The sequence below is a fragment of the Streptomyces sp. NPDC029216 genome (assembly GCF_040648015.1).
GTDB lineage: Bacteria > Actinomycetota > Actinomycetes > Streptomycetales > Streptomycetaceae > Streptomyces.
On sequence record NZ_JBEZWL010000073.1, the window covers coordinates 1 to 12,527 of the forward strand.

The following is a 12,527-nucleotide window of genomic DNA, read 5'->3' on the forward strand; positions in this document are numbered from 1 at the left end:
AACGGCGCGCAGATCTCCATCAGGGCCTGCTCGAACTGGCCTGCAGCCTCATATGCCTTCGCCGCCTACGAACCTCATTCTGAAATGATCAGTTACACCGCGGACGCCTCGGCTGTACTGGTCGCCCGTGAGGGCGCTGCCATGACCTTGGATGGTCTGCGCGGGCGGAAGCTCGGAGTACAGCGGAACTCCGTTTTCGACCGGTATGCCATGCAGATGGCTCACCCCGCGGGCGTCAGCGTCGCCAGCCGTACTGGCGGACGAACCTCACTCTGCGGCAACTCGCTCCGCTGTTCGGGGTATCGAAGTCGGCCGCCGACCGCATCATCGACCATCTCGGGCCATCGCTCGCCCTCCAGCAGCGCAAGCGGTTCCGCAAGGACGCCGTGCTGATCGTGGACGGCACCCTGGTGCCCACCCGCGACCACACGGTGGCCGAGCAGTCGAAGAACTACCGGTACTCCACCAACCACCAGGTCGTCATCGACGCCGATACCCGGCTCGTCGTCGCCGTCGGCCGGCCGCTGCCCGGCAACCGCAACGACTGCAAGGCATGGGAGCTGTCAGGCGCGAAGGCCGCCGTCGGCAACACCACAGTGATCGCGGACGGCGGCTACCGGGGCACCGGCCTGGTCATCCCGCACCGCCGCGAACCCGGGCCAGACCCAACTCCCCACCTGGAAAGATGAACACAACACCTCCCACCGCAAGGTCCGAGCCCGCGTCGAGCACACCTTCGCCCGCATGAAGGCCTGGAAGATCCTGCGCGACTGCCGTCTCAAGGGCGACGGCGTACACCACGCCATGCTCGGCATCGCCCGCCTGCACAACCTCATCCTCGCCGGGTGACGGAAACGCGCTGGTCAACCACCATGCCGTAGATCATTTACGGGACAGCCCTTAGGGCCTGTGTGATGTCGTGATCATTCTTGGGTTCTCTCCTGTTCGCGGAGCGGAATCCGGTAGGACTGTGGTCGTGACACGCAGGCAACTCACCAATGCCCAGTGGAAGTTCATCGAGCCGTACCTGCCGATCGGTAGGTACGGCCCTTACCCGGGGCGGTTGCGGGAGCAGTTCGAGGGCGTGGCCTGGCGGTTCCGGTCCAGTGCCCAGTGGCGGGAGATGCCCGCCGAGTTCGGCCCGTGGGCCACCGTTTACGGGCGCTTCCGCGTCTGGCGGGACGCCGGTGTCTTCAACGCCCTGCTCGAAGGCCTGATCACGGAAGGGGCACAGGTGGGAAGAACGGACTTGTCGCTGGTCAGCGTGGATTCCACAACGGTCCGCGCCCACCACGACGCGGCGGGGATGCGCGTCAGTGAGCACCTGATGGAGGCCCTGGAAGAAGCCGCGCAGGAGCAGGAAGCGGCCCGACAAAAGGGGGCGGACCGGAAGAACAGAACGGACGGGCAGAGCGCCGGCTCATCCGACGTAAACGCAAGCTCCGCCTGAAAAAAGCCCTGCTCGGCAGGTCCCGGGGCGGACTCACCAGCAAGATTCATCTCGCCGCAGACCGCAGCTGCCGTCCGCTGTCGCTGGTGTTGACCGCCGGACAGGCCGGGGACAGCCCGCAGTTCATCCCCGTGCTTGCGAAGGTGAGAGTTCGCCTGCCCGTCGGCCGTCCCCGCACCAGACCCGGCGCGGTGGCCGCGGACAAGGCCTACTCGTCCCGCGGCAACTGTTGCTATCTGCGCAGACGCGGGATCAAGGCGGTCATCCCGGAAAGCGGGACCAGGACGCCAACCGCAAGAAGAAGGGCGCGCGAGGCGGCCGACCCTTCAGCCACGACGCCGACCTCTACAAGGACCGAAACACGGTCGAGCGACTGATCAACAAGCTGAAAGCCTGGCGAGGCATCGCCACCCGCTACGACAAGACACGCGAGAGCTACCTCGACGGCCTCCACCTGCGTGCCGCAATGATCTGGATCGACGACCTGATCAAGACCACCGAATGATCACGACATCACACAGGCCCTAAGGCGCCTGCGAGGCCGGAGCGCCGGGATCGCGGGGCCGTGGCAGGATGCGCCAGGCCGGTTCCACGGGGAGCACGTGGCCGGCCATCGACTGGCGGTCGCCCCCGAGGGCCGCGCGGGAAGGCGGGGCCAGCAGGTGCTGGGTGGTGTCCGGTGGAGCTCGACCATAAGGTCGTGACCAAGTAGCGGTGGGGCTCGGAGCGGAGTGTTCGAGGGCGTGCGGCAGGTCGGTCGTGTCTCCCACCATTTCGAGGACGACCCTCCGGCCGCACTGGCTGCTACCTTCGCCCACATGAAAGCGCTGGTGTACGACAACGCATTCCGTGAGCGCGCCCGGCGCAAGCAGGCCTGGGGTTTCTGTCTGTTGGCCGCCTCCGCCGGCATCTGGATCTGGATCGCCGCCCAGTTGCTGCTCCCCTACTCCGTGACGGGACGCGACGACGCTAAGTGCCAGTCCCGGGTGTTCTACCCGAAGCAGACCGAACGGGGCCGCCCCTACGAGGGCTACGCCGACGCCGAGGGCACCCGTTGCGCCGCCGAACGCGACTGGGCCGGGCTCCTCGCCCTGCTGCTGCTCTCGCTCCCGACGGCCGTGGTGGGCACGGTCCTCTACACCTCGGGTAGTACCGGGCATCGACTCAGCGAACACGCGGCAGAGGTCAACAGGCTGAAGGAGTTCTCGGCTCAGCGTGGCACGGAGCGTTCGGGCACGCACGTCTGTGCGGACGGCGGACGGCTTCACAACCCGTGAACAAAGCCACCATCCGGGTCGGGTATCGCGCTCAGCCTCAGTTGGAGGTCCACGTCGGGCGCTGCTTTCCCCGTGCGGCAGGAGGGTACCGTCGGCCCGGCGGCAGGTTGACCGTGGTGCCGTTGTCGGTGAGCCTGGCCGGGGTGTTCGTGCTTATGACTGGTCCCATGCCTCGATGGTCAGTACCTGGTCTGCAGGGCAGCTGGCCATGAGGTCGGTGTTCCACTCCATGAGGCGGTGGGCGGTTCGGGCAGGGTTCGGCGGTCCGTCGGCGAGTAGCGGCAGCGCTTCACCAGCGCGGGTGGTCCAGCGGCTGGGGTACCCACTGACCTCCAGTTGTTCGGCCTTGCCGGCCTCGACGAGTTCCGTGAGCCAGTTCAGTGCCCTCACGTGGGTGTCTTCCCAGCGTGCCAGAACGGCGGTGCTGTGACCGTACCGGCTGCGGTCCAGTTCCTCCGGGGTCCGGCACCATATGGTGATCTGCCAGCCAAGCATGTCGTGTTTTCCTCTCTGTCCGGGGTAGGGAACGTAAGGAGCCAAGCATATGGTTCGCCGTCAGGTCGATCTTGCCGGTGGTCGGGTGACAACGCACGTGACGTGATCAGTTGTTGCTCGAACTCGGCTGGTGTGAGGTAGCCGAGCGCGGAGTGCGGACGGCACCGGTTGTAGTACGACAGCCAGCGGAACAGCTCGAGCCGGGTCTGTGCCGTCGAGGTCCAGCGCCCGCCGTGTGGGGGGTGGAAGGGAAAGCTGCTGCCGGTGGGGCTGGCGTCGGCGAAGCCCTCCCCGACCCCGCCCGGACCGCGTCGGCCGACAAGCGCCCCGCCGCGGCGGCGGGGCGCACGGCTTCAGGGTCGGCAGCGGCGGACGTAGTACTGCCAGGTCAGGGCGGTCAGAAGCGGGCCCCACAGGACGAACAGGCCGCTGGTCACGGCCGCGAGCAGCGCCCACCCCCCGTTCGCGAACTCCCGTGCGGGCACGCCCGCGAGGCCGAAGGTGCCGAGGACCCAGTCGGCGAGCAGGGCGAGGGCGACCAGCGATGCGAGTGCCGCCGGGGCGATCACCACGGCCGGCGGGACCGGTCGGCCGCCGAGCAGCGGGACCCGGTCCGGCACCACCTCGCCCCAGCCGCGCACCAGGGCGAAGCAGCTCAGCGCGGCGAGCTCCGACAGGATGCTGAGCCCGAAGATGTACGGAACGCTGAGCCAGAGCGAGTCCGGGAAGGGCCCGTCGTCCCGCAGCCCCATCGGGAAGTGGAAGGCGAATGGCAGCCGCCACAGGCACACGGGCAGCATGAGCAGCGGGATCGCCCGCGCGGTCCGCTCGGCCCAGCGCGGCACCGGGCGGGCAGTGGCCCGCCGGGCCGCCACGGCTTCTCCGGCCGCATTCTCCGGGGCCGTGCCGACCTGCCGTTCGCTCTTCGTCTCTGTCGTCTCTGTCGTCTCGCGCATGGGACCAGCCTCCGCACCGGAGCGTCCCGGATCATCGGGCTGGGGTATGCAACGGCCTCCCCCGTGCGGGGGAGCCGGGGTGCTACCCGCGCAGTGGGCACAACAACCCGGCCCCCGAACGCCTGGCGCCGGTCGAAGAGCAGCCCCTGGGCCGGCGGCATCAGGGCGTAGCCCGGTCCGGCGGCCGGGGGGTGAGGATGCGGCGCAGGACGGCTTCGACGTCGGCGCGGGTGGGGGGTGTGGCTGCCGGCCAGGCCGGCGTCACCACCACACCGCTCGCCCCCGGCAGGTAGCGGTCAGCCGCCCGCACCCGCGCCGCCACCGCCAGCAGGGCGGTGCCGGCACGGTCAGCCGGCCCCCCGACACCCCACCGTCCGATCCCGCCAGGCCGGCCAGCGCCTCGGCATCCTCGTCGGTGGCCCACCCTGACAGGCGGTCCTCGCCCCCGGCCTCGGCGGACAAGTCCAGTGAGGTGTGGTGCGGTTGCGCCGGATCAGCAGCTGACGGTAGCCCGGCGCCGGGCCGGCGTGGTCGATGACGGCCCAGTCGTAGAAGCGGTGGCCTTCGCGCCGCGTCCGGTCGACAGTTTCTGCCTGGCCCGCTTCGGCAGCTTCACCGCCAGCGCGTCGGCGCGGAACTTTCCTGCTTTGGTGGCACTTCGGCCGAGCAGGCCACGGCGAGCACATCGCCCATGCTGCGTTCCTCCAGAGCCGCCCTCAGCTTCGGGTTGCCGCCGTACACCTCGTCGCCGGTTACCCAGTCGATGCGCTGTCCGGCGTCCAGGAACCGTTCGATCATCACGCGGGCCAGCTCCGGTTTGGTCGCGAAGACGGTGTCCTCGCCCAGCCCGGCCGCCTGGCATCGCTTGGGGTCGGCCGTCCAGCAGCGTGGGACGTACAACTCCCGGTCCCCGCCGCGTGCCCGCGGGCGCCCGCATAGACGAGCAGCCTGCGCGAGCATCGGCTCCACCGGCGGCCTGAGCACCATTCGCGGTCCTCCCTCGCACCCTCCACCTCCAGGGTCGGCCGAACCCGTCGGGGCGTCCTGCCGCCCCATCCGTCCAGGGATCTGTGACTGAGCGTCGCAGTTGGCCAGGGTGGCGGAGCGGGGGTCCTCCTCCACGGTCCACTCAGTCTCGAAGCCCATCCGCAGCTCGATGCCGCGGGCCTCCGCTTCGCGGCTCATGCGGCGGGCGAAGGAGCGCTGGCAGCCCTCGTACGGTGTGCCGTCCTGGCCGTACCGGTCCGCCGGCGCCCAGGCCCAGCCGGGGGATCACGGCGCGCGGCCCCGGCCCCGTACCGCCGGCTCCAGCGGTCGGGGTGTCAGCCCTTGACGATGATGTAGATGACTCCGGCGACGGTGAAGTACCCCAGGTAGGCGCCGAGCACCACGCCCACCATCGCGAGGAGCTTGGCGGGTGTGCCGAACGGCTTGCGGGCGAGGGAGAGGTTCACGAAGAGGCCCGCCGCCCCGAAGGCGCCGCCTATCAGCCCTCCGAACGGCAGCAGCAGGATCGGCACGATCGAGAGCACGAGCTGCCACCAGGTGAGCCCACGGAACTTGGCCCACGGGGCCGGCTTGCCGAGCGAGTTCTTTCCGAGATCGGGGAGCTGCTGCATGGGTGGGAACCCTTCGTGGTGTCGTGGTGGTGGATCGTCGGAATGCGGGGGGCGGGTCGGCCTTGGAGTGACCCCCGAAAATCGGACACCTGGACGCTGGATGTTTCGTCATCCAGGGGAAGTGATCCAAGGTGGCAAAGCGGAAGAACTACCCGGAAGAGTTCAAGCGGGACGCGGTGGACCTGGTGCGGTCCTCGCCGGTGCGTTCCCTCACCGACATCGCCCACGGCCTGGGTATCCATCTGGAGACCCTGCGCAAATGGGTCCGCGAGAACCTGGCCCGCGCCCAGGCGGCGGGAGTGACGCCGGCATTTCGCACGGGAGACGACACGGTGATCCGCTTACGTTTCGTCGACGAGCACCGGAACGCCCACAGGGTGAAGCGGATGTGTGACGTTCTCAGATGGGACCGCTCCGGCTACTACACCTGGCACCAAAACAAGGAGGCGCGACGGGAGAAGGCCGACGAGGAGGAGGGTCTGGCCCGCCGCATCCGGGAGATCCACACCGATTACCGGGGGCCTACGGGGCCTGCGGATCACCCGGAAACTCTGGGACCAGCGGCACGTGGTGAACCGCAAACGTGTCGCACGGATCATGCGGGAGCGTGAGATCGTCGGGATAACGCGGCGGAAGTCGCGGTCGCTGACGAGACAGGACCGCACGGCGCCGCCGGCACCGGATCTAATTCCGCGGGACTTCACCGCGCCGCTGCCCGGGCTGAAGTTCGTCGGGACCTGTCTGCCGACGGCAGAGGGATGGCTGTATCTGGCGACGGTGATCGATCTGTGCACGCGAGACGTCGTGGGCTGGTCGATGGCCGACCACATGCGCACCGAGCTGGTCGCAGACGCCATCCGGATGGCCCGTGCGGGCGGGCACACGGCGGGCACACGGCGGGCAACACGGTCTTTCACTCCGATCGCGGATCGCAATGCACGTCCCATCAATTCCGTGCTCTCCTGAGCGAGTTGGGCCTCCGGCAGAGCACCGGCCGGACTGGTTCGTGCTTCGACAACGCCGCCGCGGAGAGCTTCTTCGCCGTCCTGAAAGCAGAGATCGGCACGACGGTCTGGGAAACCCTGGCGCAGGCTCGGCAGGACGTCCGGTGGATCGCGGAACATTACAACCGGGAGCGGCTCCACTCGACCATCGGCTACATCACGCCGTACCAGGCCAGGGTCCGCCGGCATCAACGGCTGGAGCTCGCGGCATAGAACGGAAGTGTCGGGACCTGAGGGGTCACTTCAGACCCGCGCGGCACCTTCCGTGGCGACATGGGCAAGCGACTCGAGCCGGGACCGCGGTCAGCGTGCCGCGCCCCCTTTCGCGGTGCCTGCTTCCCTCCACGCGACCTGTGGGTGCGCCTGCCGAGCATGCTGGTGGCGTTGTGCCCAGCGGACAGCAAGCGGTGCTGCCAGTCCCGTCAGGGTGAACAGCGCTCCAGCGGCGTACCATCCGGGCCGGCCCCAGGTGATGCAGAGTGAGATGAGCAGGGCCGGGCCGAGGGCTTCGGCCAGGCCGGCGCCGAGGCCGAACACACCGAGGTACTGGCCGGTGGCGTGCTGTGGGGCGAGGGCGAAGGACACCTCGAAGCCTGCGGCGGAGTGCCACAGCTCGCCGATCGTGTGGATCACCATCGCGGCCATGAGCAGCGCGGCGGCGGCCCACGCCGGAATACCGGCACACAGAGGGACCAACGAGCAGGAGACGAGAAACGCCACGCCGGCTCGGCGGTAGGCGGCTCCGCCGGCCGCTGGGGAATCGATGCCGCGGCCGGCTCGTATCTGGAACGCAATGACGATGACGGTGTTGATGAGCATGGTGCCCGAGATGAGCCAGCGCGGGGCGGTGGTGGCCGTGACCAGCCAGAGGGGGACGGCCACGGTAAGGACCTTGAACTGGACGGCCATGATGCCGTCGAGGGCGGTGAGCAGGAGGTAGGGGCGGTCCCGCAGGGCGAGCCAGCGGAGGCCGCCGGTGGCAGGGACGGGTTCGGCCGGCGGCAGGCGGATCAGGATCGCTGCGGAGGCCGCGAAGGCGACCGCGTTGCCGACGACCAGGAGTCGGTAGGCGGGGAAGGTGCCCAGCTGGACGGCCCAGCCCGCCAGCAGAGCACCGAGGGAGATGCCCACGTTGGTCACGGCACGGAGATAGGCGCGGAATGCCTGCGGTCGGCCTCCTCCGTAGTGCCTGATGAGTGGACTGCGTGCGGCCAATCCGGCCGCTTTGGCGCCCATGGCCGTGCCCACCACGAGGGCGAACAGCCAGAAGTTGTCCGCCAGTACGAAGCCGGCAGTGGCCAGCGCCTGGACGACGAGGGTGACCGCATAGACACCGCGCGCTCCGCGCCGGTCCGCGAGATGACCGACAGCGATGCCCACGGCCAGCGAGAGGACGCCGGCGATGCCGAGTCCGAGGCCCACCTGGCTTGCCGGAAGGCGGACGGCCTCGGTGAAGTACAGGACTCCAGCGGTCAGATAGAGACCGCTGCCGACGGTGTAGACGAAGTTCGAGGCGGCGATGACGCGCTGTGGTCCGGATTCCGGCACCAGGGGCATGAGGCGGCTCCGCATCCAGGGGTGAAAGTAAGGACTGGTCTAGCTTTCCGCTTATTACGTGCAATAGCAATAGACTTGCAGCAAGTGGACCTTGCGGTGCGCCGGTCACCGGCGACCGAACTCGGGAGCGGGGGCGTATGGGGGAGGTTCGCCGGCGAACCGACACCGCCTCCTGCCGGGTGACCGGCTGGGCAACACCCGAACGCCTCGGCACCGGCCTGGCCGCCGACGCCCTCACGGCCGCCTGCCGGCAACGCGCCCAGCCGGGCCGGTGATCTTCCGCTCCGACCGCGGCATCCCGTGCACCTGCCACGCCGCCGCCCGCCCGGCAGCCCGCCTCGGCACCCGCCCCTCCGTCGGACGCACCGGCGTCCGCCGGGGCAACGCCCTCACCGAACCCTTCGTCAGCGCACTGAACGCCGGACGCGTCACCCGCCACACCTCGCACACCACATTCCGAATGCTCCGGTCCGGCTTCTTGCTGTGCCGCCGTCGGCAGCGGTCGCGGCCCGGCGGCGGGTGGGGGGAGGACGCGGTGGGGTGTCCGAAGCCCCGGGTACGTTCTTCGTCATGAACGATCAAGAGAAGTACCGGTCTTCGCTCCACGAATTCGAGACCTGGGAGCCCCTGCTGCGGCTCCTGCGGGCGGAGAACGCGGAGCGGCTCGCCGCCCCGGGCGGTCGGGTGATGGGCCGTATCACCCGGAGCGGTTGGAGCGTGCCCCTCAAGCAGATGCACAACGCCGGCGTGCAGAGGGTGCACGACATCCTGGTGAAGGACGACATCAACGCGGTGACTTTCGTGATGGAGTTGGAGACGACGGGACGCACCCGGCTCCACCTCCTCGTGCCCAGCGGGGCGGTGGAGCTCGGCATCGGGTTCAATCCGGGGGCGCTCGTCCTGGTCGAGGACGCGCTGCCGGAGCCCTGGCGGCGCCTTCCGGAGCCGACGCCGGAGGCGGTGCCCGCGCCGTCGGCGGACCCGGCGCTGCTCGAAAGGACGTTGCGCGGACGTCTGCCCGGCGCCGTCGGCGCCACCGACGCCGAGATCGCGGCGGCCGAGTCGCGTCTGGGCATCGCCCTGCCCGAGGAGCTCAAGGCGCTCTACCGGGTGACGCGTGCCGAGTGGGCGGACTGGAGCGGCGACTACGGGGCGTCGAGCCGCCATTCCGAGGCGGTCCGCTGCGAACTCTTCAACCTGGAAGGGCTGTACGTCGCCGATGCCGCGGCCCGCGAGTGCCCCTGGTCCTACGCGGCGATGGAGGCGGTCGAGACGCGGCCCTTCGCCGCCGTGCAGGGGTTGGCCGGCTCGCCGGGCTGGATCGCGTTCGGCGACAACGGGGGCGGCGACCGGCTGGCCGTCGATCTGACGCCGGGTCCTCACGGGCACATCGGGCAGGTCATCCTCATATCCCACGAGGAGAACATCGGCGCCCGCCTCGTCGCCGACTCCCTGACCGACCTGTTGCTGGACCGGTCCGCCGCGGAATCCGGCGGCGTGGAGCCCCACGCGCCGGCCGCGACGTCGTTCGCGTACGACCAGGAGAGCCTCGGGAGCGCCGTGCACCTCGGCCTGGAAGCCCTGACCATCGGCGCGCGGGCCGGCCGGCCGGTCGGCCTCGCGCCGCTCATGGGGCTGCCCCGACTGCGGTCCCTCGCCGCGCACCCCGGGGCCCTCGCCGACCCCAAGGAGATCGCGGGGCTCACCGGGCTCGAATACCTGGAGCTGGGATCCCAGGAGTGGGACGCCCTCCTCGATGCCGACGCCGTCCCGCAGGGCCTGTTGGCGGCCGCCGTCAACGGGCCCTTCGACGAGGATCCCCTGGCCGTCGCCGGCCTCGCCAACGAACTCCTCGCCCTGTGGGGCAGGCCCCGCATCGCCCAGACCGTCGTCGAGGGCGACCTCGGTCCGGCAGCCCAGTAGGGGACTGTGAATCGTTCGGTGTAACTCCCGATCACGGAGGATGCACCGACGACCAGTGAGAACGTGACCGAGGCCGAGATCGGCGGGGAGGTCAAGCCGCATCCGGCAAGGGCGGTGGATGACCGGCTGATCGACGAGTTCAGGCCCCGGCGGCCGTTCGGAGTTTCCTGCGCGTGCACCGCGACCCGCCGCGCCCCGGAGCGTACGGCGCCGCTCCGGACGGACGTATGCGCTGTCGGAACGGTGCCGGTGCGCTGTCGGGAAAACCGGTGCCCGTCCGTCGGCCTAGCGTGACGCCGGAACGGACCGAAGGCCGTCCGTCCACCACGCAGGAGGTTTCCGGAGGGTGTCCACTATGCCGGTCGGGCGGCTGCTGTCCCGCGCCACCGGGAACGCGGCGGACCTCGTCGTCCGCAACCGCGAAGACCCACACGGGCGACCCGCCCCGCCCCGCCGCCCAGGCGATCGCCGTCCCCGACGGGCGTGTGCTGGAGCTGCGCCGGGACGGCGTGCGCAGCCTCCGCGAGGGCCTGGCGATGCTGCGCGAGCAGGCGCCCCGTACCCTCGGGGCGGCGCCCCGGCCCGGCCGGTGGACCCTGTCCGTGCCGGCCGTGTTCCTCGGCGCGGCCACCGTGGCGCCGGGGCGGCCGGCGCTCCCCGTTCGGGTGGGCGGAGGGCCCGTACGGGGTCAGCGGGCGGGCGTGTCCCGTACCGGGTGCTTGCTGAGGATCGAGACCCGGTTGAAGGCGTTGATCGTGATCGCCACCCAGAGCACGGCCGAGATCTCGTCGTCGTCCAACACCTCACGCGCCTGTGCGTACGCACGCTCCTGGGCGAGGGCGTCGGCGGGGTGCGTGGTGGCCTCGGCGAGAGCGAGGGCCGCGCGCTCGGGGGCCGAGAAGAGGTCGGTGTCCCGCCAGGCCGCGAGCACGCCCAGGCGCCGGGTGGTCTCGCCGGCGCGCAGGGCGGCGCGGGTGTGGACGTCGAGGCAGAACGCGCAGCCGTTGAGCTGGGAGACCCGCAGGTTGACCAGCTCGACCAGGATCCGGTCGAGGCCGGCCCCGGCGGCCGTGGCGCGGACGGTGTCCGCGGTCTTGACCAGCGCCTGGTACGCGGAGGGGTTCTGCTTGTCGAGGTAGATCCGGCCGTTGGTCCGGTGGGCTGCCGTGGTCTGCGCCGTCTCGGTCATGGTGGGCTCCTTCGTCTGTTGTCCTGGGTCGTCTTCGGGACTACGATCGCCGATAGTTGTTGAAAACAAAACTACTTTGGTGGGAGGGGGGCCAGGAGATGGATCACACGGAGGTCGGGTTCGAGGCCGAGGTCGAGGTCCTCACCGCCCGCGGCGTCCCGCTGGGCGGCCCGCGGGCGATGAGCGTACGACGCACCCTGCCGCAGCGGGCCCGGACGCTCATCGGGGCCTGGTGCTTCGCCGATCACTACGGCCCCGACCGGGTCGCCGACTCCGGCGGCATGGACGTGGCGCCCCACCCGCACACCGGACTCCAGACCGTCAGCTGGCTGTTCAGCGGGGAGATCGAGCACCGCGACAGCCTGGGCACCCACGCCTTCGTGCGGCCCGGCGAGATCAACCTCATGACCGGGGGCCACGGCATCAGCCACACCGAGGTCTCCACCCCCGGCACCACCGTGCTCCACGGCGTCCAGCTGTGGGTGGCCCTCCCCGGCGAACACCGCCACGCGCCCCGCGAGTTCCAGCACCACGCACCTGCGCCGGTCCGCGTCGACGGCGCGGAACTGCGGGTCTTTCTCGGCACGCTCGCCGGTGACACCTCGCCCGTCCGCACCTTCACCCCGCTCCTCGGCGCCGAGGTCCTGATCGACGCCGGAGCCACCCTCGCCCTCGACGTCGACCCCGGCTTCGAACACGGGCTCCTCGTCGACGAGGGCGACGTCCGCCTCGGCACCACTCCCCTGCGCCCCGCGGAACTCGGCTACGCCGCCCCCGGCCGCACCACCCTCACCCTCACCAACAACTCGGACCGCCGGGCACGGACGGTCCTGCTGGGCGGCCCGCCCTTCGAGGAGGAGATCGTGATGTGGTGGAACTTCATCGGCCGCAACCACCAGGACATCGTCGAGGCACGGGAGGAATGGGAACGGGCCTCCGACCGCTTCGGCAGCGTCGACGGCTACCCCGGCGGCCGGCTACCGGCCCCCGCCCTGCCCAACGCCGTGATCACCCCCCGCAAGAACCCCTCCCACCGCTGAACACCGCACCGAAAGGC

12 protein-coding genes and 5 pseudogenes are annotated in these 12,527 nt (G+C 70.3%); 9 read left to right on the top strand and 8 right to left on the bottom strand.

Going from position 1 to position 12,527, the window contains the following annotated elements; translation table 11 throughout:
* Nucleotides 1-251: 251 nt before the first annotated feature.
* The 3 genes and pseudogenes from AB0F18_RS24225 to AB0F18_RS24235 form a co-directional block, all read left to right on the top strand.
* Nucleotides 252-849 (top strand): annotated as a pseudogene (locus tag AB0F18_RS24225) (transposase); the annotation flags it as partial.
* A 127-nt stretch (nt 850-976) separates the two neighbouring features.
* Nucleotides 977-1,955: pseudogene (locus AB0F18_RS24230) on the top strand (IS5 family transposase).
* Between the two features lie 313 nt (nt 1,956-2,268).
* Nucleotides 2,269-2,727 (top strand): hypothetical protein, encoded by a 459-nt coding sequence (locus AB0F18_RS24235; RefSeq protein ID WP_362064014.1) that lies wholly within the window; start codon nt 2,269-2,271, stop codon nt 2,725-2,727.
* 153 nt (nt 2,728-2,880) lie between these two features.
* Here AB0F18_RS24235 and AB0F18_RS24240 read toward each other — a convergent pair whose 3' ends face one another.
* The 6 genes and pseudogenes from AB0F18_RS24240 to AB0F18_RS24265 all read right to left on the bottom strand — a co-directional run bounded on the left by AB0F18_RS24240 (nt 2,881) and on the right by AB0F18_RS24265 (nt 5,797).
* A complete protein-coding gene (locus tag AB0F18_RS24240) occupies nt 2,881-3,222 on the bottom strand; it encodes a hypothetical protein (RefSeq protein ID WP_362064016.1) in 342 nt (113 codons plus the stop codon).
* 86 nt (nt 3,223-3,308) lie between these two features.
* Nucleotides 3,309-3,458: pseudogene (locus AB0F18_RS24245) on the bottom strand (integrase core domain-containing protein); the annotation flags it as partial.
* 117 nt (nt 3,459-3,575) lie between these two features.
* A complete protein-coding gene (locus tag AB0F18_RS24250) occupies nt 3,576-4,178 on the bottom strand; it encodes a hypothetical protein (RefSeq protein WP_362064018.1) in 603 nt (200 codons plus the stop codon).
* Nucleotides 4,179-4,651: 473 nt separating this feature from the next.
* A pseudogene (locus AB0F18_RS24255) lies at nt 4,652-5,122 on the bottom strand (transposase); the annotation flags it as partial.
* A 175-nt stretch (nt 5,123-5,297) separates the two neighbouring features.
* Nucleotides 5,298-5,447, bottom strand: a pseudogene (locus tag AB0F18_RS24260) (glutamine synthetase); the annotation flags it as partial.
* Between the two features lie 53 nt (nt 5,448-5,500).
* Nucleotides 5,501-5,797, bottom strand: a complete 297-nt coding sequence (locus tag AB0F18_RS24265) for a hypothetical protein (protein ID WP_362064020.1) — start codon at nt 5,795-5,797, stop codon at nt 5,501-5,503.
* A gap of 131 nt (nt 5,798-5,928) precedes the next feature.
* Between AB0F18_RS24265 and AB0F18_RS24270 the strand changes: the two genes are divergently transcribed.
* From AB0F18_RS24270 to AB0F18_RS24280, 3 genes are read left to right on the top strand one after another with little or no spacing between them, the layout of a single operon-like run.
* Complete coding sequence (locus AB0F18_RS24270; RefSeq protein WP_362064022.1) at nt 5,929-6,408, top strand: transposase; 480 nt, start codon at nt 5,929-5,931, stop codon at nt 6,406-6,408.
* Complete coding sequence (locus tag AB0F18_RS24275; RefSeq protein WP_362064080.1) at nt 6,368-6,763, top strand: DDE-type integrase/transposase/recombinase; 396 nt, start codon at nt 6,368-6,370, stop codon at nt 6,761-6,763. Before AB0F18_RS24270 ends, AB0F18_RS24275 begins: the two co-directional genes overlap by 41 nt.
* Nucleotides 6,764-6,768: 5 nt before the next feature.
* Nucleotides 6,769-7,014 carry an integrase core domain-containing protein gene (locus AB0F18_RS24280; RefSeq protein ID WP_362064024.1) on the top strand — a complete coding sequence of 82 codons (246 nt, stop codon included), beginning with the start codon at nt 6,769-6,771 and terminating at the stop codon, nt 7,012-7,014.
* Nucleotides 7,015-7,104: 90 nt separating this feature from the next.
* On the opposite strand, the gene AB0F18_RS24285 is transcribed toward AB0F18_RS24280, so the two are convergent.
* Complete coding sequence (locus tag AB0F18_RS24285) at nt 7,105-8,358, bottom strand: MFS transporter (RefSeq protein WP_362064026.1); 1,254 nt, start codon at nt 8,356-8,358, stop codon at nt 7,105-7,107.
* Between the two features lie 137 nt (nt 8,359-8,495).
* Between AB0F18_RS24285 and AB0F18_RS24290 the strand changes: the two genes are divergently transcribed.
* Both AB0F18_RS24290 and AB0F18_RS24295 read left to right on the top strand, forming a co-directional pair.
* Nucleotides 8,496-8,633 carry a hypothetical protein gene (locus AB0F18_RS24290; RefSeq protein ID WP_362064028.1) on the top strand — a complete coding sequence of 46 codons (138 nt, stop codon included), beginning with the start codon at nt 8,496-8,498 and terminating at the stop codon, nt 8,631-8,633.
* Nucleotides 8,634-8,928: 295 nt separating this feature from the next.
* Complete coding sequence (locus AB0F18_RS24295; protein WP_362064030.1) at nt 8,929-10,281, top strand: SMI1/KNR4 family protein; 1,353 nt, start codon at nt 8,929-8,931, stop codon at nt 10,279-10,281.
* Nucleotides 10,282-10,969: 688 nt separating this feature from the next.
* Here the strand turns inward: AB0F18_RS24295 and AB0F18_RS24300 are convergent.
* Nucleotides 10,970-11,470, bottom strand: coding sequence for a carboxymuconolactone decarboxylase family protein (locus AB0F18_RS24300; RefSeq protein WP_362064032.1), 501 nt, complete (start codon nt 11,468-11,470; stop codon nt 10,970-10,972).
* Between the two features lie 98 nt (nt 11,471-11,568).
* Here AB0F18_RS24300 and AB0F18_RS24305 point away from each other — a divergent pair, with 98 nt between their 5' ends.
* Nucleotides 11,569-12,510: a pirin family protein gene (locus tag AB0F18_RS24305; RefSeq protein WP_362064034.1), complete on the top strand. Its 942-nt coding sequence runs from the start codon at nt 11,569-11,571 to the stop codon at nt 12,508-12,510.
* The last annotated feature ends 17 nt before the right edge of the window (nt 12,511-12,527 follow it).

Coding starts and splice junctions, on each gene's coding strand:
- AB0F18_RS24235 (WP_362064014.1), top strand. CDS start 2,269: ATGAAAGCGCTGGTGTACGACAACGCATTCCGTGAGCGCGCCCGGCGC.
- AB0F18_RS24240 (WP_362064016.1), bottom strand. CDS start 3,222: ATGCTTGGCTGGCAGATCACCATATGGTGCCGGACCCCGGAGGAACTG.
- AB0F18_RS24250 (WP_362064018.1), bottom strand. CDS start 4,178: ATGCGCGAGACGACAGAGACGACAGAGACGAAGAGCGAACGGCAGGTC.
- AB0F18_RS24265 (WP_362064020.1), bottom strand. CDS start 5,797: ATGCAGCAGCTCCCCGATCTCGGAAAGAACTCGCTCGGCAAGCCGGCC.
- AB0F18_RS24285 (WP_362064026.1), bottom strand. CDS start 8,358: ATGCCCCTGGTGCCGGAATCCGGACCACAGCGCGTCATCGCCGCCTCG.
- AB0F18_RS24290 (WP_362064028.1), top strand. CDS start 8,496: ATGGGGGAGGTTCGCCGGCGAACCGACACCGCCTCCTGCCGGGTGACC.
- AB0F18_RS24295 (WP_362064030.1), top strand. CDS start 8,929: ATGAACGATCAAGAGAAGTACCGGTCTTCGCTCCACGAATTCGAGACC.
- AB0F18_RS24300 (WP_362064032.1), bottom strand. CDS start 11,470: ATGACCGAGACGGCGCAGACCACGGCAGCCCACCGGACCAACGGCCGG.
- AB0F18_RS24305 (WP_362064034.1), top strand. CDS start 11,569: ATGGATCACACGGAGGTCGGGTTCGAGGCCGAGGTCGAGGTCCTCACC.